This window comes from Arthrobacter nitrophenolicus (assembly GCF_045833485.1).
In the GTDB taxonomy this organism is placed as follows: domain Bacteria; phylum Actinomycetota; class Actinomycetes; order Actinomycetales; family Micrococcaceae; genus Arthrobacter; species Arthrobacter nitrophenolicus.
Window position 1 is genome coordinate 2,634,143 of the sequence record NZ_CP174504.1, and the last position, 19,755, is coordinate 2,653,897.

The window sequence follows — 19,755 nt, forward strand, 5'->3', positions numbered from 1 at the left end:
CTTTATCCCTAAGGATCCGCGGGCATGCTCCTCACCCTCATACGGAGGTTTTCCAGGCCGTACACGCCCTACCTGGTGGCGGTCATCGCCTTCCAGCTTGCCTCCACCATTGCCGCGCTCTATCTTCCCAGCCTCAACGCGCAGATCATTGACGAAGGGGTGTCCCGCGGGGACACGGACTTCATCTGGCGCACCGGCATGGTGATGCTGCTGGTGGCGTTCGTCCAGGTGGGGACCGCCATCGCCGGCGTGTACTTCGGCTCCAAGACAGCCATGGCCCTGGGCCGGGACCTGCGCCGCGCCGTGTTCCGAAAGGTCACCAGCTTCTCGGCCAAGGACGTTAACGCCTTCGGCGCACCCACGCTGATCACCCGCGGCACCAATGACGTCCAGCAGGTGCAGATGCTGATGCTGATGGCCCTGAACTTCATGGTGGCCACGCCCATCATGTGCATTGGCGGCATCATCATGGCCCTGCGCGAGGACCTCAACCTGTCCTGGCTGGTGTGGGTTTCGGTGCCGCTCCTCACTGTGGTGGTGGGGTACCTGGTGGTCCGGCTGATGCCGCTGTTCCGTTCGATGCAGAAGAAAATCGACCGCATCAACGCGGTCCTCCGCGAGCAGATCATCGGCATCCGGGTGGTGCGGGCCTTTGTCCGGGAACCGTACGAGACGGAGAGGTTCGGCGAGGCCAACCGGGAGCTCACCGATGTGTCGCTGAAGATCGGCGCCCTGTTCGTGCTGATGTTTCCTGCCATCAGCATGATCCTGCACCTGTCCACCGCCGCGGTGCTGTGGTTCGGGGGCCAGCGGGTGGACTCCGGCGACATGCAGGTGGGTGCGCTGACTGCCTTCCTGCAGTACCTGCTGCAGATCCTGGTAGCCGTCATGATGGGCACCTTCATGGCCATGATGATCCCGCGCGCCTCGGTCTGCGCCGACCGCATCGGCGAGGTCCTCGCCGTCGAACCTTCCATCCATGATCCCGAACAGCCAAAGGCTCCGGCCGCGCTGGCCGGGGTGGTGGAATACCGCAACGTCACTTTCGCCTACCCGGGCGCCGAGTCGCCGGTCCTGAGCAACATCAGCTTCACCGCGAGGCCCGGCCAGACCGTGGCCATCATCGGATCCACGGGTGCGGGCAAAACCTCTCTGCTCTCGCTCCTGCCCCGCCTCTACGACCCCGTCGAGGGCGAGGTGCTCCTGGACGGTGTCCCGGTCAGCAGGCTGGACCGGGCGGAAATCACCAAGCGGGTGGCCCTGGTGCCGCAGCGGCCCTACCTCTTCTCCGGCACCATCGAGCACAACCTGCGGTTCGGGAAGTCAGAGGCCACGGACCGGGAACTCTGGGACGCGCTGCGGGTAGCCCAGGGCGAATCGTTCGTCCGGGACAAGAAGAACGGCCTGGACGCCAGGATCGCCCAGGGCGGAACCAACGTTTCCGGCGGCCAGCGGCAGCGGCTCTGCATCGCCCGGGCACTGGTCACCAAGCCGCGGGTATACCTGTTTGACGACTCGTTCTCCGCCCTCGACGTCGCCACCGACGCCCGCCTGCGCGCCGCCTTGAAGCAGACCACCGCGGACGCCACGGTCATCATCGTGGCCCAGCGGGTGTCCACCATCACCGAGGCAGACCAGATCCTGGTGCTGGACAATGGCCGGATCGTGGACCGTGGAACCCATGAGGAACTGCTGGAAACATCACCCACCTACCAGGAAATTGTTGAATCGCAGCTGAGCGTGGAGGAAATGGCATGAGCCCCCGCAAGAAGGACTCCACGTCCATCAAAGAAACGCCAGGACCGGCTGCATCCGCCCCCGGTGCGGGGGTGCTGCAGGACGACGACTTCGTGGAGGAGGAGTACAAGCCCTCCGAGGCCGACGGCGACATGTTCGGCGGGATGCCCGCCAAGAAGGCAGAGCACTTCTGGCCGTCAGCAAAGCGGCTGATGGGGTTGCTGAAACCCGAGGCGCTGGGCATCTACGTGGTGGTGGGCATGGTGATCGTCGCCGTCGTGCTCAACGTCATCGCCCCCAAGATCCTGGGCCAGGCGATGGACGTCATCTTCGCCGGCGTGGTGGGCAAGCAGCTTCCCGCCGGCGTCAGCAAGGAACAGTTCGTGGACGGGCTGCGCCAGCAGGGCCAGGACAATTTCGCGGACATGGTCGCCCGGATGGAACTGGTGCCCGGTGCCGGCATCGACTTCGACAAGCTGACCATGCTCATCGCCGTCGTCCTGCTGATGTACTTCGTGGCGAACATCTTCCTTTGGCTGCAGGGCTACGTGCTGAACCGCATCGTCATGAAGGTGATCCGCCGGCTTCGCGACGACACCGAAAAGAAGCTCAACCGCCTGCCGCTGAACTATTTCGACACCCGCCAGCGCGGCGACGTCCTGTCCCGGGTAACCAACGACATCGACAACATCCAGCAGGCGCTCCAGCAGGCCTTCGCCCAGCTGATCAATTCCGTCCTCACCGTGCTGGGCATCGTGATCATGATGTTCATCGTGTCCTGGCAGCTGGCCCTGATCGCGCTCATCGCACTGCCCCTCTCCGGCGTTGCCGCCGGCATGATCGGGGTGCGCAGCCAGAAGCTGTTCGCTGCGCAGTGGAAGAACACCGGCACGCTCAACGGCCAGATCGAGGAGTCGTTCTCCGGGCACGACCTGGTGCGGGTCTTCGGCCGGGACGCGGACATGCTGGAGCGGTTCGAGGAACGCAACGAGGCCCTGTACAAGGCCAGCTTCGGCGCCCAGTTCGTGTCCGGCATCATCTTCCCGGTGATGCAGTTCGTTTCCTACCTCAGCTACGTGGGCATCGCGGTGGTGGGTGGCCTGCGGGTTGCCTCCGGGTCGATGTCGCTGGGCGACGCCACCGCGTTCATCCAGTACTCCCGAGAGTTCACCCAGCCGCTGGGCCAGATGGCCGGGATGGCCAACATGCTCCAGTCCGGCGTGGCCTCCGCGGAACGAGCATTCGAATTCCTGGACGCGGACGAGCAGGACCCGGAGACCCCCACCGAACACCTGCCCGCCAAGACCGACGGGCACGTGGAATTCCGGAACGTCACGTTCAGCTACACCGAGGACCGGAAGCTCATCGAGAACCTGTCCTTCACCGCGGAGCCCGGAAACACGGTGGCCATCGTGGGGCCAACCGGTGCCGGAAAGACCACCCTGGTCAACCTGGTGATGCGGTTCTATGAGCTGAACTCCGGCTCCATCACCCTGGACGGAGTGGACATCACCCACCTCAGCCGTTCCGAGCTGCGCTCCAAGGTGGGCATGGTGCTGCAGGACGCGTGGCTGTTCGGCGGGTCCATCTACGACAACATCCGCTACGGCAACCTGGACGCCACGGAGGAAGAGATCATGGCCGCTGCCAGGGCCACGTTCGTGGACCGCTTTGTGCGTGCCCTGCCCGAGGGCTACAACACCGTCATCGACGAGGAAGGCAACAACGTCAGCGCCGGCGAGAAGCAGCTGATCACCATTGCCAGGGCGTTCGTGGCCAACCCCTCCCTGCTCATCCTCGATGAAGCCACGAGCTCCGTGGACACCCGTACCGAGCTCCTGGTGCAGAAGGCCATGGCGGCCCTCCGTTCGGACCGGACCAGCTTCGTCATCGCGCACCGGCTTTCCACCATCCGGGATGCCGATACCATCCTGGTGATGGAAGACGGCAAGATCGTGGAGCAGGGGAACCACAAGGTGCTCCTTGCCGCCGAAGGCGCCTACCACCGGCTGTACATGTCCCAGTTCGCTGGGGCGGACGCCGGCGAGGTGCCGGAAGACGATTCGACGGCGGTACACAGCTGAGCGCGCAGGAAGGCCACGTGGGGCAGGACAACAGCAGGAACGGTAATGAGCGGATCGAGGTCCTGGTACCGATGCGCTGGGGCGACATGGATGCCTACGGGCACATCAACAACGTGCAGATCGTCCGGATGCTGGAGGAAGCCAGGATCGGTGCCTTCGGCCCGCCGAAGGGTGCGGGGCTGCCGGGCATCGAGCCCAAGGTTTCGCTGTTCAACGCCGTCCCGGACGGCACCATGGCCCTGGTGGTGGACCACAAGATCCGCTACGTGCGGACCCTCGAGTACCGGAACGTCCCCGCAGTGGTGCAGGTGTGGATCGGCTCCGTCAAGGGTGCCAGCTTCGACATCCACTACCTCATCCAGGACCCCGTCACGGGGGAGGACTGCGTGAAGGCCAGCAGCCACCTGGCGTTTGTGGATGAGGCCACCGGCAGGGTGCAGCGGCTGACGCCCGAGCAAAAGGACAGAATGGCCCCCTACAGGCACTAAGCCTCTGGACAACACTCCAGCGGGCAGACTGGACTGGAACCACCCGAGCGAAAGGAAACCCAGATGGCCAAGAACAAGACCAGCCCCGCCAGGAAGAAGAAGACCTGGAAGGAGATGTCCCCGTCGGCAAAGGCGGGCACCATCATTGTGGGCATCGCCCAGATGTCGCTGCTGGTGGCAGCGCAGCGGGACATCTCTCGGCGGCCCGCCGCCCAGATCAACGGACCGAAAGCCGCATGGCGGGCCGCGTCCTTCATCAATTTCATCGGGCCCATGGGCTACTTCATCTTTGGCCGCAAGCGGCTGCCCGGGGCCAAGTAGCCAAGCGGCAGGAGGCGGGGTGCCGGTGGTTCCGGCCAGCAGTATTGCGTAGGCGTGGAGCGGCCGTCCAGCTTCACCCTGTAAATTTGGATCCATGACCCCCGCCTCCACTGCTGCCATGACCCGCGCCCCCGGCATCTCCCGGGAAATCGAGGACGCGGCCTGGTTCGTCCTCGGCCCCGGGCTGCAGGGCAAGCCGTCGGCGCTGGACGGGCGGACCCTGACCTGGACCTCGGAGGCGGCGGCGGAGCTGGCGGAGAGGCTGGAGCGCGGCGCGCCGGACCCCAAGGCGCCCATGATGACCAACCTCCGGCAAAACCTCGACGGCGCGTCCCGGGAAGCCAAGCAGCTGGCAGTCGAACTGCTCTTCCTGCAGTCCCTGCCGCTGGCCCACGAGGTGAAGTCGCTGAAGGTCAAGCGCGCCCGCGTGGCAGAGGCTGCGTCATGGCTGGAGCCTCCCCTTGAGCTGCCCGAAGAGCTCTACCAGGGCATGACGGACCACGGCGTCATCAGGGACCGGACAGCGGAGTTCAACTGGACCATCTGGGACCACCTGAAATGGCTGTGCCGTTTCGTGCAGCACGTGGACCAGCAGCCGCCCACCAGCATCACCGCGGCGCTGCTGGACCCGCTGAAGTTCCATGCCCTGGCGGCCGGCACCCCGGACGACCAGCCCGCCATCCGCCGCAGCATCGAATTCCTGGCCTGGCCCAGCTACTTCGAGCCCGTGGTGGCCGACGTCGAGCGGCAGGAAATCCGGGATGCTTTCGCTTCGCTGGTGGGCGGGGCAAAGGGCGACAGCGAAGAGGACATCACCGCCGATATCCACCGCATCCGCCTGCACCTCGACGAGCAGGCAGGACAGCGCATCGACTGGTACGCCCGGCAGCTGGTCAGCCAATGGCGCAAGGTGGGCGACCCCGGGCACCGGGCCTGGCTGCTGCGGACCCACGGCGACAACACCGAACTGCTCACCGCCTGGCAGGGCGAGGAGAAGGTGACGCTCGACGTCGAACACCTCCGGCTGCTGGACCCCGGCGTCACCGCCGGAGTGGTGCAGCACGCGGTGGACGAGGATTACAAACACCTTGGCTATGTGGAACGCGAGGACACCAAGACGGCCGTCTTCGCCTTCCTGACCGTCATGAAACCGGGCGACCTGGTCCTGTACCAGCACGCCGGCGCCGTGCGGCTGGGCGGCGTGCTGGGCGAACCCGACTACAACGACGACAACCGGCGGCTGCGCCGCAAGGTCCGCTGGTTTGACGAGGGGCACGCTACGGCGAGCCTGCCCCGCCACGTCCAGCGCCAGCTGGCCACCGCGGGCATCGTGGTCGACGTGACCCGCGTGATGCCGGCCCTGCAGGCCCTCCTGCCGCCGGAAGCCGAAACGGAACCGGACAGCGACACGGAAGGCGCCGCCGTCGTACCTCCGGTCCAGGAAGGCTTCCGCCGGCTGACCCCCGAATTCGCCGACTCGCTGCACATGGGGCTGGAACCCCTGCAGGAGATCGCGGACCTGCTGGAGGAGAACCGGCAGCTGGTCCTCTACGGCCCGCCCGGCACCGGAAAAACGTACCTGGCCAAGCACCTCGCCGCGGAGCTGGCCGACGACACCACCGACGAACGGGTCAAACTGGTGCAGTTCCACCCGTCCTACGCCTACGAGGACTTCTTCGAGGGCTACCGGCCGGACAAGACAGACGACGGCCAGGTGTCCTTCAAGCTGGTGGCCGGACCGCTGCGGCGCCTCGCGGAGGAGGCCGCCAAGCCCGGCAACGAAAAGAAGCCCTACTTCCTGATCATCGATGAGATGAACCGGGCCAACCTGGCCAAGGTGTTCGGCGAGCTGTACTTCCTGCTGGAGTACCGGGACGACCGCATCTACCTGCAGTACAGCCCCAACGAGCCGTTCACGCTGCCGGACAACCTCTACATCATCGGCACCATGAACACCGCGGACCGTTCCATCGCGATGATGGACGCAGCCATCCGCCGTCGGTTCTCCTTCATCGAACTGCACCCGCAGACCGAACCGGTCAAGGGCTCGCTGCTCCGGTTCCTGCAGGCCCGGCAGCTGGATACCACCCCGGCGCTGCTGCTGGATGCCCTGAACAGTGCCATCGACGAGTGGGACCGTGACCTGATGATCGGCCCGTCCTACTTCATGAAGCCGGCGGCCCAGACTCCCGCCGGGCTGCGCCGGATCTGGAAGTACGAGCTGATGCCGCTGCTGGAGGAGCACTACCACGGCCAGCTCACCCGGGCGCAGCTGGAAGAGCGCTTCGGGCTGGACCAGCTGCTGGGACGCCTTGCAGCAGGGTAGCCGCGCAGCATCACGGCGGCATCTGGTCCTGGACGAACTGTCCCGGGGCATCGTGGAACGTCTGGACCCTGCCAGCGCCTCGTTCGTGAATTCGAGCGGCCTGGCGAAGGCCTCTCCCATGGGCATGGGCCTGTACCGGATCGAACCGGTGGGCAAGGTGGGCTCGGTCCGCACGCCCACGGTCCAGCTGGATGTGCGGCCCAAGGACCGGCTGGGGCTCAGCCGGCTCCTGTTCCTGCTCAGCTACGCGGCTGACCAGGGTTTCCGGCCTGACACCGTTGCCGCCGCCGAGGAGGGCGGGCTGTGGAGCGCGTTGGCCGAGTCGCTCGCACAGCTGGCGGAGCGAGCCCTGGGCCGCGGCGTGCTGCAGGGCTACCTGACAGTGGACGAGTCGCTGCGGACCGTCAAGGGCCGGATCCGGATTTCGGACCAGATCTCGCGGCGGCCGGGCATGCTGGTGCCCCTTGAAGTTTCCTATGACGAGTTCACCGAGGACATCGCCGAGAACCGGATCCTGCGCGCCGCACTTGAGCGGATGGGGCAGGTTCCGGGGGTCCGCCCGGAGGTGCTGAGCCGGCTCCGCCAGCTGAAGGGAAAGCTCGACGACGTCACACGGCTTGCCGCCGGCGCCCCGCTGCCGCCGTGGAAACCCACCCGGATGAACCTGCGCTACCACGCGGTGCTCCGGCTCGCCGAAGTGATCCTGCGCAACGCATCGGCAGAAGCGGGCGAGGGCGGGCAGCAGACGGCCTCGTTCGTGGTGGACATGGCCCGGGTGTTCGAGGACTTCGTCGGCGCAGCCCTGCGGGCGGCCATGGCGGAATACCCGGGGGAGCTGCGGCTGCGGTACAACGCGCTGCTGAGCGAGGCCGTGCGGGACACGGACAGGCTGCAGGTCCGTCCGGACGCCGTGCACCTGCTGGGCGGACGGCCGGTGGTGGTCTACAACGCCAAGTACAAGGCGGCTTCGGATGCCGGCGCCTCGCTGACGGCCGACCACTACCAGATGCTTGCACACTGCACCGCCCTGGCCGTGCCCACCGCCTGGCTGGTCTACGCGGGTGCGGGGGAGATGAAGCTCCGCCGGATCCTCAACACGGACATCGACATCGTGGAGTTTCCGCTGGACCTTTCCCTGCCACCGTCGGACATCCTGGCCTCCGTCCGGGAGCTGGCCCGGCAGTCCTGGGGAGAAGTGGTCCGGCAGCATTCGGCGGTTGAGCCTGTCGAAACCACCACGGGTTTCGACAAGCTCAACCAACGGTGATTGAGCCTGTCGAAATCTAGACCGGGACCCGGAACGTGAAGGTGGTGCCCTTGCCCAGCTGGCTGTCCACCTCGATCGTCCCGCCGTGCGCTTCGACGATTGCCTTGCTGATGGGCAGGCCCAGGCCGACGCCGGGAATGGCGGTGCGGCGCACGTTGCTGGTGCGGAAGAACTTGGCGAACACTTCGGACGTGTCCTCCGCGGTCATCCCCATGCCGGTGTCCGAGACGCTGCAGGCCAGGTGGCCGTCCTCCTGTGCCAGGCTGACCAGGACGTTCCCGCCGTCGGGGGAGTACTTGATGGCGTTGGACACCAGGTTGTCCAGGACCTGGGAGATGCGGGCGCCGTCCACATGGGCTTCCAGCTTGTCCGGCGTCTCGGCCGCCAGGACCACTCCGGCCACTGCGGCCTTGGGCAGCGCGGAGGACACGCTGGCACGGACCAGCTCGGCAACATCCACTGTGTGCGGAGTGACAATCAGCTGGCCGTTGCGGCTCGCCAGCAGGTCGGACACCAGGGTCAGGAGACGCTCGGAGTTCCGCCGGATGATCTCCAGCATCTCCCGGTCTGACTCCGCCTGGTCGTCGGCCAGCAGGATCTCCACGTAGCCCAGGATGGAGGTCAGCGGGGTGCGGAACTCATGGGAGACGCTGGAGACAAAGTCGTCTTTCGCGGACAGGGCGTTCACCAGGTCCGTCACGTCGCTGAAGGCGATCACCGAGCCGGCAAACTTGCCGTCCGGATCCTTCATGGCACGCGCCGTCGTTACGAAGGCGCGCTGCTCCATGCCGTCACCCAGCCACACGAGGTAGTCCGTGAAGGTTTCGCCCAGCACGGCGCGGCGGACCGGGCGGTCTTCCACGGGAACCAGGGTTTTGCGGTCTGGTCCGAACACCAGGAGCTGGGATTCGTTCGGGTCCGGGTTGTCCTTGGGACTGGCCAGGACGTGGTTGGCACGCTGTTTCCGGTTCATGAGGACGTCATGGCCGTCGGCATCCACGGCGAGGACGCCCAGATGCGCGGTGTCCAGGACTGTATTGAGGAGCGATTCCTGCCGCTGGCTGGTGCGGAGGTTGGCCTGGAGCTGGGCGTCTTTTTCCTCCAGCTCACGCTGCTGCCGCATCATGCTCAGCGTCAGCACGCTCACGGACACACCGATTCCGAGCGTGATGACGGGAAGGAGCAGGGTCCGCGCAAAGTCCTGCGCGGTGAAGGTCCCCTTGATGAGCAGGGGCGCCCACAGGATGGCCAGCGGGGCGAGGAACGCCAGCCACAGGGCCAGCCTGGGGTAGTAGCCGGAGGCGCACAGCCAGATCACCGGGAGCACTGCGAGCAGGCCGATGCTGGTCAGGCTCTCCAGGCCGCCTTCCCGCCCCAGACCGATGGAGACGAAATCAAGCACGGGAATGGCCAGGAAACTCGTGTACGGCAGCCGCTCCCACGGAACGAGGTAGCAGGAAGCCATCAGCACGAGCTGGGAGACCAGGAACGCGACGAAAAAGGGGTTGCCCATGCCCTGGGGAAAGAACACCCACACCAGGAAAGCCGTCAGGCACGTTGTCACGAAGAGCGGCATCTGGCTCAGTGCTACGCGGTCCCGCAGCCGGTACTCGTGGAAGGGACGCCGGAAGAATCGCAGCCGTCCCGAGGACCAGGCGACGGGATCAGTCATTGCGTGGCGACTTTCGCGCGAGGGTGTAAAGGGCCATAGCAGCAGGATATCCGCAGGCAGCTATACTTCTGACGTTGGCTGCTGAGGGGGCACTATGAGTGATGCACGCGTTGGGCTGGTCATCGAGGATGACCATGATATCCGGGAACTGGTCCGCACGGTCCTGACCCAGGCCGGTTTCGAAGTGACAGTGGCAAGCAGCGGCGCGGAGGGCGTCCTCATCGCGAAGACCCTGAACCCGGACGTCATCACCCTGGACCTCGGCCTGCCGGACATCGACGGCTTTGAGGTATCGCGGCAGATCCGCGAGTTTTCCGACGCCTATATCGTGATGCTCACGGCCCGCACCGAAGAACTGGACACCCTGATCGGGCTGGAGTCCGGCGCGGACGACTACCTCACCAAGCCGTTCCGTCCGCGCGAGCTGCGTGCCCGTATCGCCGCCATGATGCGCCGGCCCCGGTCAGGTGCGGATACCGAGGCGTCCACGGTGGAGGCTGCGGAGGGCAACGGGCACTCCGAACGCGGGAACTACAGCCACAACGGCCTGGAACTCAGCTACGCTTCCCGCACCGTCGTGGTGGACGGCAAGGAAATGAACCTCACCCGCACCGAGTTCGAACTGCTCCATGCCCTGCTCGAGGCCGGCCGGACGGTCCGCACCAAGGCGGACCTGGTGCGCAGGCTGCGGGACGAGGATTACGACGTCGGCAGCTACATCAGCGAGGCCGACGAACGCTCAGTGGAAGTCCACATGGGCAACCTCCGCAAGAAGCTTGGCGATTCCCCCCAGCAGCCGCGCTGGCTGCAAACCGTCCGCGGCGTGGGCTACCGGCTGGCTCCAAGCGAGCACTGAGCCTGCAGCCGGTGCGTCGTCAGTTCGCTGCACAGGTTGATGGGGCGGAGGAACGTGGCGGCCAGCCGGGGAAGGACGACGGCGGCATCGGACGTGCGTGCGTCGGTGCGGATTGCGCCCTCGAGGTCCAAGGCAAGGCCGGCGAGCCGCTCGGCTCCCACCATTTGGCTTGACGTCTTCAGGCTGAGGACTGCATCCACCGAGCCGTCCAGGTCCCCGGTGGTCAGGGCCAGCCGAAGGCGGTCGATGCGCTCCGGCAGGCACTCGATGAAGTTGTCCACGAAGACCCTGCAGTACCCCTCGTCCTCCTCCAGTTCCTCCAGGAGCCGGTCGAGTACGGACTGGTCCACCAACGGCCGGGGGGCATCATCTGAGGCGCTCACGACGCTCCTTTCAGCTGGGAAGAACCATTGACGGAAACGTCGCGGGTTGGTGGTGCTGTGCCCTTTCAGGTTAGGTCTGCGGCCATTTTGCGGCGGGCTTTCCGGGGAGAATTGTGGGTTTCTTGATGGGAGGGCGGGACCTGCGCCCAATACTTGAGCCAGTGCTTCCTGCACGAAAACATCGCGGCTCCGGCCGCCCGTCAGCTGGGGATGGGTGCCTTGTTTCGAATGCTCAGGACGTTAGTTGTCGCTGTCTTCCTTGGGACCGGGCTCGCTCTGTCCGGCGTGCAGCCGGCCGCAGCCGGCGCTCCTGCCGCACAGGTGGCAGTCAACCCGGGGACCGGTCCGGCGGGATCCGCCGTCACGGTTTCCGGTACGGGGTTCAAGGCCTCCACCACGGGAACGGTGATCGTCGGTTCTGCCACGTTCCAGTTCCGCACCACGGCGACCGGTGCCTTCAGCGCCGGCATCACCATTCCCGCTGGCGCCGCCGGGAGCACCACCATCACGGCCAAGACCTCTTCCATCAAGGCCTCCACCGTTTTCGTCGTGCAGGCAGCGCCTGTACCCGCGCCCCAGCCACCCGCCGTCAGCACTGACCCGCTGCGTTTCGGCGTTGGCACTGCCGGGGGAGCCATGGCAGCGGCGGAGTTGGATGAGGTGGCCAATCTCGCCGGGGAGAGTCCCTCGCTGGTCCTGATCTACAAGGACTTCCGGCAGGCCCCGCCCCTGGCAGAGCTGGACGCGGTGCACGCACGGGGGGCGGAGCCGCTTGTGACCTGGGAGCCGTGGGCCTGGGGCGGCGGCGTCAACCAGCCAGCGTACTCGCTGGACCGGATTGCGGCCGGGGATTTCGATGCCCGGATCACCGAGTGGGGCCAGGCCCTCGCTGCCTGGGGCAAGCCCGTGATGATGCGCTTTGCCCACGAGATGAACGGGAATTGGTACCCCTGGTCCGAAGGGGTCAACGGAAACCAGTCCGGCGACTACATTCCGGCCTGGCAGCACGTGCACGATCTTGTGGCGGCTGCCGGAGCAGGCAACGTGCAATGGGTGTGGTCGCCGAACGTTCCCTACTGGGGATCCACAGACCTTGCCGGCCTTTACCCGGGCGCTGGCTATGTGGACGTGGTTGCCCTGGACGGCTACAACTGGGGCACGTCCCAGACGTGGAGCAGCTGGATCATGCCGCAGGACCTGTTCGGCCCCGGCATCGCCCAGCTCCGGACGCTGGCTCCAGGCAAGCCCATCCTCATCGCGGAGACGGCTTCCACCGAGCTGGGCGGTTCCAAGGCCGCCTGGAACACCGAACTGGTGTCCTACCTGGCAGCCCAGCCTGACGTGGTGGGCTTCGTATGGTTCCACCTGCAGAAGGAGGCCGACTGGCGCATCAACAGCAGTGACTCGTCCGCGTCCGCACTTCGAAACGCCTTGCTGGCGCGGCGCAGCTGAATACCGTCAAGAGGCCGGCCGATCAGTGCCGCTTTCCAGGAAGCGCACCAGATGGTCCTCCAGCGCTGAGCCGTCCTTGAGCTCGCACTCCCAGACGGTGAGGACCTCCCACCCGGCGTCCTCAAGCTGGCGGCGCTGGCCGGCGTCGCGCTCCCTCGTCCTGGAGCGCTTCGCCGCCCAGAATTCCGCGTTGGCCTTTGGGGCGTGCTGCCCAACCCGGCAATCGTGGAAATGCCAGAAACAGCCGTTCACGAAGATGACTTTGCGGCGGCCTGCGAACACCAGGTCCGGGTTGCCGGGCAGCCGCGACGTACCGGACCTGCCGTGCAGGCGGTAGCGGTAACCCTTGGCATGGAGCAGCCTGCGCACCAGGAGTTCGGGCTTGGTGTTCTTGCCCCGGATCCGGGACATGTTCCAGCTGCGCCGCTCCGGAGTCAGCTTGTCCGCCATACTCCAAGTCTAGGAGCGGTCAGATCTCCCGCTCGGGCTGTTCGCCGAACACGAAGTGGCGGCCGCTGACCGACTTCGGCTCGATCTCCACGTAGAAGTCCTTGAGCGTGGGCACCCAGGTCTTCAGGCCCAGCGCCTCCACGGCCTCCAGCTCTGCCGATTTGTTCAGCACGCGGGCGGTTCCGCGCAGCACCACTGACCAGGCCTCGTCCGAGACGATGCCGTCCGCCTCGAAGAGCACCGTGGAATTGATGGTCAGCTGTGCCAGCTTGTTGCCCGGCGCCGTCCGGAGGTAGATCTTCCGCTCCGCCGTGACGTAGTTGACCGGGAAGATATCCGGCTCGCCCGCAACCGAGACCACCAGCCTGCCGTGCTTGGTGTTCTCCAGAAGGTGCCATGACTGCTCGTCGGTGAGTTCGAGTACGGGTTGGCCGTCTGCGTGTTCAAACATCATGAAGCCATTCTTCTACTCATTGTAGAAACGCGCCAGAGGGTTGCCGGTTTTGCCTCAGCCGCTTTCAGCGGGAGCGGACGTTTGGCCGTGGCGCGAGCAGCGGGCCCACCAGCCCAAAGGGGAAACCTGGACCTTGAGCCGCCGCCCGCACTGGACGCAAAAGCGCGGGGGCTCCAGCTCCAGCCTCGCCGCGCACGCCGGGTGAGGGTACGACGGCGGGGTGCTGCCGCCGTCGTACGCTTCCTTCTCGGTGGATACGCCGCAGTGCCCGCAGAAGGTGCGGAAGGTTGGTGTAACGCCGGTGGTTGAGCCCGTCGAAGCCCGGTTCATAGCGTCTTCTGGAGTTCCTTGATGGGCATGTTGAGGTCCACCAGGAGGTTGCGGTCGGCGGTGGCGGGCCGGCCCAGGGTGGTGAGGTAGTTGCCGACGATGACGGCGTTGATTCCGCCCAGCAGCCCGTCGCGGGTGCCGAGGTCGCCGAGGGTGAGCTCCCGGCCGCCGGCGTAGCGCAGGACGGTGCGGGGCATGGCGAGGCGGAAGGCGGCGATGGCGCGGAGGGCGTCCTTGCCGTCCATGACCTGCTGGTTCTCCAGCGGGGTGCCCGGCCGGGGGTTGAGGAAGTTCAGCGGGACCTCGTGCGGGTCCAGGGCGGCCAGCTGCGCCGCGAGTTCAGCACGCTGCTCGAGTGTTTCGCCCATGCCGATGAGGGCCCCGCAGCACAGTTCCATGCCGGCGTCCTTGACCATGGCGCAGGTTTCCAGCCGCTCCTCGTAGGTGTGGGTGGTGACCACGTGGGGGAAGTAGCTGCGCGCCGTTTCGAGGTTGTGGTTGTAGCGGTGGACGCCCCAGCTGGCGAGTTGGTCAACCTGCCGGCGGGTCAGCATGCCCAGGGAACAGGCGATGTTGATCTCCACTTCCTCGTTGATCCGGTCGATGGCGAACTTGATCTGGTTCATGAGTTTGATGTCCGGTCCGCGGACGGCGGCGACGATGCAGAATTCGGTGGCGCCGGTGGCGGCCGTCTCCTTGGCGGCCTTGACCAGTTCCGGGATGTCCAGCCAGACGCCGCGGACGGGGGAGTCGAAGAGGCCTGACTGGCTGCAGAAGTGGCAGTCCTCGGGGCAGCCGCCGGTCTTGATGGAGATGATGCCCTCCACTTCCACGTCCTCGCCGCAGTGCTTCAGGCGCACCTGGTGGGCGAGGTCAAGGGCAGCGGGAAGGGCTTCGTCCGGCAGGCGCAGGACTTCCACCAGCTGGGCTTCGGACAGGCCGCGCCCCTGTTCCAGGACCTGCTCGCGGGCGGTCTCAAGGATTGGATGCTTCAGGAGTTGCGGTTGAGTCGTCATAGGTGGTCCTCCGGCTGGCTTGGATAGCTTCCCTGCCGACGCTAGTTCTGCACTGCCCGCGTGTTTTTGTGGGATGGCCACAACGGCTGGCCGCCGGTTTTGTTGACAGCTTTGGTCAAGACTTAACACAGCGGAAACAGGTCCGTGACTGGACTGTCTTTCCGGCTGGATAGCGTCGCACCGGACCCCCTCCCCGGACGAAAGCGACCCTGACAGATGAGCAACGACCAACGGACACCGCAGCTTCTGGAGGCGCCGGCACCGCCTGCCGCCGCCGTCGTCGGAAGCGCCCCGCCAAACACCGCGGGTGGCAACACCGCGGCACTCAACGCCACGAAGGAAAGCCTGGAGGACTACACGCTGAGGTTTGCTCCGCGGTCCTACCGGAAGTGGAGCGCGGGCGTGGTGGCCACCAGCGCCCTGGGCGGGATCGCCTACCTCGCCGACTTCTCGATCGGGGCGAACATCGGAATCGCCTACGGCACTGTCAACGCGATCCTTGGCATCCTGGTGGCCGCGGTGATCATCTTTGCCACCGGATTCCCGCTGGCGCACTACGCGGCGCGCTACAACATCGACCTCGACCTGATCACGCGCGGCTCCGGCTTCGGCTACTACGGATCAGTGGTCACCAACGTCATTTTTGCCACGTTCACCTTCATCTTCTTCGCGCTTGAAGGCTCCATCATGGCGCAGGGACTCGAGGTTGGCCTGGGGATCCCGCAGTGGCTGGGATATTTCGCGTCCACGGTGATCATCATTCCGCTGGTGATCTACGGGATGAACACGCTGGCCAAGCTGCAGGTGTGGACCACTCCGCTGTGGCTGCTCCTGATGGTGGTGCCCGTGGGGTATCTCCTGGTGTCCCACCCGGAGAGCATCGACACCTTCTTCGCCTACACCGGTGAATCGGGCGACGGCGGGCCCAACCTTGCCTCGGTGATGTTGGCTGCCGGCGTCTGCCTGTCCCTCATGGCGCAAATCGCCGAGCAGATCGACTACCTCCGCTTCATGCCGCCACGGACCGACGCCAACCGTGGCGCCTGGTGGCGGGCGGTGATCCTGGCCGGGCCCGGCTGGGTGATCTTCGGTGCCATCAAGCAGATCGTTGGCCTGTTCATTGCCATCTACCTGATCGCCACCCTCGATCCTGCCGCCTCCGCGACGGCCAACGAACCTGTCCACCAGTTCCTGGGCGTCTACCGGGAGATGATGCCGGCCTGGCTGGCCATGGCGCTCGCGGTGGTGCTGGTGGTCATTTCGCAGATCAAGATCAACGTGACCAACGCCTACTCCGGGTCGCTGGCCTGGACCAACAGCTTCACCCGCATCACCAAGACCTACCCCGGGCGGATGGTGTTCGTGGCGGTGAACCTTGCCATCGCGCTGGTCCTGATGGAAGCCAACATGTTCGACTTCCTCAACACCATCCTGGGCTTCTACGCCAACTGCGCCATGGCCTGGGTTGTGACGGTGGCGTCCGATATCGCCATCAACAAGTACCTTCTGAAGATCTCCCCGAAGGTGCCCGAGTTCCGCCGGGGGATGCTCTACGCCGTGAACCCGGTGGGCTTCGTGTCCATGCTCCTGTCCGCCGGAATTTCCATCGCTGTGTTCTTCGGCGCGTTTGGGGCGGCCATCCAGCCGTACTCGCCGATCTTCGCGGTGGGCCTGGCGCTGGTTCTTCCGCCGCTGCTGGCCGTGCTGACCCGCGGCCGCTACTACCTCCGGCGCACGGACGACGGCATCGACCTGCCCATGTTCGACGCCGACGGGAACCCCAGCGACGCCAAGCTCCTTTGCCACGTGACGGGGATCGAGTTCGAGCGTCCGGACATGGTCCGGTCCGCCCAGGACGCGCCCGACGGCGGCCCGCAGTACGTCTCGTCGCTCGCCCTGTCCACGGACAAGACCGGGAAGCTGGTCCTGCCTGCCCAGCGGTGACGGTCTAGTGCGCTGACGGCCGTTCGCCGATAAGGAAAGCCGGTGCCTGCCTGCACCGGCTTTCCTTATGGGCTTTGCCTGTGGATAAGTTTGGTCGACTAATTGTGACGTGGGCTACCCTTAAGGCACTGTCCGGAGCACGCCGTCTTATAACTACTGGGGGAATAGCGGCCCATGGCTTTACACAACGTTGTTATGTCGCGTGGTTTCCGGGCTGGAGCGCTCGGCCTGGCAGTTGCTCTTTCCCTTGGACTCGCCGGATGCAATTCCGGGGAGTCGCCCGGACAGGGCGGGACCACCACTCCTGCGTCGACCAGCCTGGCCACCACCAGCGCCTCGCCAACGCCTACCCCGTCACCCACCGCCGCTTACAAGCCCGCCGACGCCTCCGGCCCAGCCCAAAACGTCCCGGTTCCCGTCATGCCCGAGGTGGCTAAGACCGAGACGAAGGAAGGCCTCGAAGCTTTCGTTCGATACTGGTATGAGGTTTTGGATTATGCCTACGAAACGGGCGATACGGAAAGCTTGGCAATCATCAGCGGGCCGAATTGTGTTTTTTGTACAGGTTTGAAGGACGGGGTGGAGGAAGCCTGGGGCGAGGGTCGTTGGATATCAGGAGGCGGGATTGATACGCCCGCAATTACCGCGACTATTGAACCTGACGCAGAGCCGTATGCCGTAGTTCAAGTCATTCAACAAGCCATCGAAATCAGAAATCCGGATGGCAGTCTGCACCAAGCTCCCACTGCAGCCACAAACACGGGAAGCCGTGCAGCGGCCACCTTTGCGCCTCAAGGCTGGACAATGACAGACCTCGGTCTAATTAGATAGTCCGAGATGAAAGCCAGGGGACTGGAAGTTGTCTGTCTAACAGCGCTGATAAGTGTGCTCGCCCCAATAGTTGCGCACGCCGATATTTCAGTCGGATACGAAGATAGGGGCCTGTACGTCGGCGCTGATCAATGGGTGAAAGATAACGAAACCGGCAAGTTAGTACGCGCTGAACCCGGCGCCGTGAACACCGATCCCAACGAGTACAAATACGAACTACAGTGCCATCTTGGCGGGGGAGACTTCGATACCCCTTGCTTGGGCCGGCAGTTGGAGTGCAAGGACGGCGCCGACGGTGAAGACGGGATCCCGGTCATGTGGTTGTCCCGGCCGAGGGGAGTGCCGGGTGCCGTCTGGGCGCACCACTCCGGGCCCACCTGCCTCTACGACGCAGCGCCGGAGGACCTGCTGCCGCGCATAGCCGCAGACATCCAGCGGGAATTCCAGAACCTGCCCATCAACGCGGGAACCGTCACAGCGCAACCAAGCCCGCACACGCTCCGCGGCGCTGAAACCAACTTCTACGCCGAGGCGGTAGAGCAGCAGTTCGACATCACGATGTTCGGCCAGGCCGTCCATGTGGTCGCCACCCCGGTCCAGTACACCTGGAACTACGGCGACGGCACGGTGTTCGGTCCCCAGCCCTCCATGGGAGGCCCGCTGCCGCAGGACCGCTGGGGTGAAAAGACCCGGACCAGCCACGCTTATGGACAGACCGGCGACTTCCAGGTTGTCCTGACCACGTCCTTCCAGGGAACGTACTCCGTCAACGCCGGCCCGCCGCTGCCCATCCCCGGCCAGGGCCAGTTCAGTGCACCGCCCCAGACCGTCAGCGTCTGGCGTTCGCTGACGCGCAACTACGCCGACGACTGCAACGCCAACCCGCAGGGCCAGGGCTGCCCCGGCGCGGCTGCATCCCGTTAGCCCGTTCCGCAGCATCCAACAGGTTGTGATTCCGGTCGCATCCGGAATAGTTGCACGCGCGCCCCAGTTGGCATGGGCAGTACGTCTTTAGCCTTCGAAAGGAACTGCGCATGCTGTTTTCCCCTCTCACCCTCGGCGAGCTTGAACTTCCCAACCGCCTGGTCATGGCGCCCCTGACCCGGCTCCGCTCCGGCGAGGAAGGCGTCCCCGGTCCGCTCGTCGCCGAACACTACCGCCAGCGCGCCTCCCTGGGCCTCATCGTCAGCGAAGGCACCTACCCCAGCCCCGCGGGCCGCTCCTACCCGGGCCAGCCCGGTATCTTCACCCAGGAACAGATCGCCGGCTGGAAGAAGGTCACCGACGCCGTGCACGCCGAGGGCGGCCGGATGTTCGCGCAGATCATGCACGGCGGGCGGGTTTCGCACCCGGACATCACCGGGGGCGTCCCCCTGGTCGCGCCGAGCGCCGTCGCCATCGAGGGTGAAGTCCGGACACCTTCCGGAAAGCAGCCGTACCCCGTCCCGCACGCCCTCACCACCGACGAACTGCCCCTGCTGATCCAGGAGATCGTCGACGCCTCGGTGAACGCCATCGAAGCCGGTTTCGACGGCGTGGAGCTGCACTCCGCCAACGGCTACCTGCTCCATGAATTCCTGGCCCCCAACTCGAACGTCCGCAATGACAGCTACGGCGGCTCGCCGGAAAACCGGGCCCGCTTCGTCATCGAGACGGTCAACGCCGTGGTGGCAGCGCTGGGCGCCAACCGCGTGGGCATCCGGATCTCCCCGGAGCATAACGTGCAGGGTATCGCCGAGACCGACCCGGCCGATGTGCGCGCCACCTACGAAGTCCTGGTGGACAGCGTCGCCCCGCTCAACCTCGCCTACCTGAGCATCCTGCACCACGAACCCACCGGTGAACTCGTGCAGGACCTCCGCGCCCGGTTCGGCGGCACCTTCCTGGTCAACACGGGCTTCGGCGTGGTCACCACCCGGGACGAGGCAGTGAACCTCGTTGCCGACGGCCACGCGGACGCTGTGGTGGTGGGCCGGCCCGCGATTGCCAACCCTGACCTTGCCCGGCGCTGGAAGGAAGCCCTTCCCCTCAACGAGCCGGATCCGTCCACGTTCTATGCAGATGGCGCTAAGGGGTACATCGACTACCCCGCCTACCAGGGCTAGTCAGCCCGGACACATGGCGACGGCGGCACCTGCAGTGGG

At 65.7% G+C, this 19,755-nt stretch carries 17 protein-coding genes; 12 read left to right on the top strand and 5 right to left on the bottom strand.

Features of this window, described 5'->3' with window-relative positions:
* Positions 1-24 precede the first annotated feature (24 nt).
* From ACJJV6_RS12340 to ACJJV6_RS12365, 6 genes are all read left to right on the top strand, one after another.
* Positions 25-1,758 (top strand): ABC transporter ATP-binding protein, encoded by a 1,734-nt coding sequence (locus ACJJV6_RS12340; RefSeq protein WP_354176400.1) that lies wholly within the window; start codon positions 25-27, stop codon positions 1,756-1,758.
* Complete coding sequence (locus tag ACJJV6_RS12345; RefSeq protein ID WP_354176399.1) at positions 1,755-3,821, top strand: ABC transporter ATP-binding protein; 2,067 nt, start codon at positions 1,755-1,757, stop codon at positions 3,819-3,821. Before ACJJV6_RS12340 ends, ACJJV6_RS12345 begins: the two co-directional genes overlap by 4 nt.
* Before the next feature lie 71 nt (positions 3,822-3,892).
* Positions 3,893-4,309 carry a thioesterase family protein gene (locus ACJJV6_RS12350; protein ID WP_035752058.1) on the top strand — a complete coding sequence of 139 codons (417 nt, stop codon included), beginning with the start codon at positions 3,893-3,895 and terminating at the stop codon, positions 4,307-4,309.
* Between the two features lie 63 nt (positions 4,310-4,372).
* The gene (locus tag ACJJV6_RS12355; RefSeq protein WP_009356919.1) at positions 4,373-4,630 is read left to right on the top strand and encodes a PLDc N-terminal domain-containing protein; all 258 of its coding nucleotides are present in this window, start codon (positions 4,373-4,375) and stop codon (positions 4,628-4,630) included.
* A 94-nt stretch (positions 4,631-4,724) separates the two neighbouring features.
* Complete coding sequence (locus ACJJV6_RS12360) at positions 4,725-6,956, top strand: AAA family ATPase (RefSeq protein ID WP_354176396.1); 2,232 nt, start codon at positions 4,725-4,727, stop codon at positions 6,954-6,956.
* Positions 6,943-8,223, top strand: coding sequence for a 5-methylcytosine restriction system specificity protein McrC (locus tag ACJJV6_RS12365; protein WP_009356920.1), 1,281 nt, complete (start codon positions 6,943-6,945; stop codon positions 8,221-8,223). Before ACJJV6_RS12360 ends, ACJJV6_RS12365 begins: the two co-directional genes overlap by 14 nt.
* Before the next feature lie 16 nt (positions 8,224-8,239).
* Here the strand turns inward: ACJJV6_RS12365 and ACJJV6_RS12370 are convergent, their stop codons facing one another.
* Positions 8,240-9,895, bottom strand: a complete 1,656-nt coding sequence (locus ACJJV6_RS12370; protein WP_407709009.1) for a sensor histidine kinase — start codon at positions 9,893-9,895, stop codon at positions 8,240-8,242.
* 94 nt (positions 9,896-9,989) lie between these two features.
* Between ACJJV6_RS12370 and ACJJV6_RS12375 the strand changes: the two genes are divergently transcribed.
* Positions 9,990-10,751, top strand: a complete 762-nt coding sequence (locus ACJJV6_RS12375) for a response regulator transcription factor (RefSeq protein WP_009356922.1) — start codon at positions 9,990-9,992, stop codon at positions 10,749-10,751.
* Here the strand turns inward: ACJJV6_RS12375 and ACJJV6_RS12380 are convergent.
* A complete protein-coding gene (locus tag ACJJV6_RS12380; protein WP_009356923.1) occupies positions 10,724-11,134 on the bottom strand; it encodes an Hpt domain-containing protein in 411 nt (136 codons plus the stop codon). The genes ACJJV6_RS12375 and ACJJV6_RS12380 overlap by 28 nt on opposite strands.
* A 228-nt stretch (positions 11,135-11,362) precedes the next feature.
* Here ACJJV6_RS12380 and ACJJV6_RS12385 point away from each other — a divergent pair, with 228 nt between their 5' ends.
* Positions 11,363-12,586, top strand: coding sequence for a glycosyl hydrolase (locus ACJJV6_RS12385; protein ID WP_407709010.1), 1,224 nt, complete (start codon positions 11,363-11,365; stop codon positions 12,584-12,586).
* Between the two features lie 6 nt (positions 12,587-12,592).
* Here the strand turns inward: ACJJV6_RS12385 and ACJJV6_RS12390 are convergent, their stop codons facing one another.
* The 3 genes from ACJJV6_RS12390 to bioB all read right to left on the bottom strand — a co-directional run bounded on the left by ACJJV6_RS12390 (position 12,593) and on the right by bioB (position 14,836).
* Complete coding sequence (locus tag ACJJV6_RS12390) at positions 12,593-13,036, bottom strand: very short patch repair endonuclease (RefSeq protein ID WP_009356925.1); 444 nt, start codon at positions 13,034-13,036, stop codon at positions 12,593-12,595.
* A 19-nt stretch (positions 13,037-13,055) separates the two neighbouring features.
* Positions 13,056-13,490 carry a pyridoxamine 5'-phosphate oxidase family protein gene (locus ACJJV6_RS12395; RefSeq protein ID WP_009356926.1) on the bottom strand — a complete coding sequence of 145 codons (435 nt, stop codon included), beginning with the start codon at positions 13,488-13,490 and terminating at the stop codon, positions 13,056-13,058.
* Positions 13,491-13,816: 326 nt separating this feature from the next.
* On the bottom strand, positions 13,817-14,836 hold the full coding sequence (gene bioB, locus ACJJV6_RS12400; protein WP_407709011.1) for a biotin synthase BioB: 1,020 nt from the start codon (positions 14,834-14,836) through the stop codon (positions 13,817-13,819).
* A gap of 216 nt (positions 14,837-15,052) precedes the next feature.
* Between bioB and ACJJV6_RS12405 the strand changes: the two genes are divergently transcribed.
* The 4 genes from ACJJV6_RS12405 to ACJJV6_RS12420 all read left to right on the top strand — a co-directional run bounded on the left by ACJJV6_RS12405 (position 15,053) and on the right by ACJJV6_RS12420 (position 19,716).
* On the top strand, positions 15,053-16,780 hold the full coding sequence (locus ACJJV6_RS12405; RefSeq protein WP_407709012.1) for a purine-cytosine permease family protein: 1,728 nt from the start codon (positions 15,053-15,055) through the stop codon (positions 16,778-16,780).
* Between the two features lie 195 nt (positions 16,781-16,975).
* On the top strand, positions 16,976-17,611 hold the full coding sequence (locus ACJJV6_RS12410; RefSeq protein ID WP_407710498.1) for a DUF6318 family protein: 636 nt from the start codon (positions 16,976-16,978) through the stop codon (positions 17,609-17,611).
* Between the two features lie 183 nt (positions 17,612-17,794).
* Positions 17,795-18,535 (top strand): hypothetical protein, encoded by a 741-nt coding sequence (locus tag ACJJV6_RS12415; RefSeq protein ID WP_407709013.1) that lies wholly within the window; start codon positions 17,795-17,797, stop codon positions 18,533-18,535.
* A gap of 110 nt (positions 18,536-18,645) precedes the next feature.
* Positions 18,646-19,716 (top strand): alkene reductase, encoded by a 1,071-nt coding sequence (locus ACJJV6_RS12420; protein ID WP_407709014.1) that lies wholly within the window; start codon positions 18,646-18,648, stop codon positions 19,714-19,716.
* Positions 19,717-19,755 lie beyond the last annotated feature (39 nt).

Bases quoted from the DNA above. Each gene is read 5' to 3' on its own strand.
- ACJJV6_RS12370 (WP_407709009.1), bottom strand. From the start codon at position 9,895: ATGACTGATCCCGTCGCCTGGTCCTCGGGACGGCTGCGATTCTTCCGG.
- ACJJV6_RS12410 (WP_407710498.1), top strand. From the start codon at position 16,976: ATGTCGCGTGGTTTCCGGGCTGGAGCGCTCGGCCTGGCAGTTGCTCTT.
- ACJJV6_RS12360 (WP_354176396.1), top strand. From the start codon at position 4,725: ATGACCCCCGCCTCCACTGCTGCCATGACCCGCGCCCCCGGCATCTCC.
- ACJJV6_RS12390 (WP_009356925.1), bottom strand. From the start codon at position 13,036: ATGGCGGACAAGCTGACTCCGGAGCGGCGCAGCTGGAACATGTCCCGG.
- ACJJV6_RS12350 (WP_035752058.1), top strand. From the start codon at position 3,893: ATGCGCTGGGGCGACATGGATGCCTACGGGCACATCAACAACGTGCAG.
- ACJJV6_RS12345 (WP_354176399.1), top strand. From the start codon at position 1,755: ATGAGCCCCCGCAAGAAGGACTCCACGTCCATCAAAGAAACGCCAGGA.
- ACJJV6_RS12420 (WP_407709014.1), top strand. From the start codon at position 18,646: ATGCTGTTTTCCCCTCTCACCCTCGGCGAGCTTGAACTTCCCAACCGC.
- ACJJV6_RS12340 (WP_354176400.1), top strand. From the start codon at position 25: ATGCTCCTCACCCTCATACGGAGGTTTTCCAGGCCGTACACGCCCTAC.
- ACJJV6_RS12355 (WP_009356919.1), top strand. From the start codon at position 4,373: ATGGCCAAGAACAAGACCAGCCCCGCCAGGAAGAAGAAGACCTGGAAG.
- ACJJV6_RS12385 (WP_407709010.1), top strand. From the start codon at position 11,363: ATGCTCAGGACGTTAGTTGTCGCTGTCTTCCTTGGGACCGGGCTCGCT.
- ACJJV6_RS12405 (WP_407709012.1), top strand. From the start codon at position 15,053: ATGAGCAACGACCAACGGACACCGCAGCTTCTGGAGGCGCCGGCACCG.
- ACJJV6_RS12395 (WP_009356926.1), bottom strand. From the start codon at position 13,490: ATGATGTTTGAACACGCAGACGGCCAACCCGTACTCGAACTCACCGAC.
- ACJJV6_RS12375 (WP_009356922.1), top strand. From the start codon at position 9,990: ATGAGTGATGCACGCGTTGGGCTGGTCATCGAGGATGACCATGATATC.
- bioB (WP_407709011.1), bottom strand. From the start codon at position 14,836: ATGACGACTCAACCGCAACTCCTGAAGCATCCAATCCTTGAGACCGCC.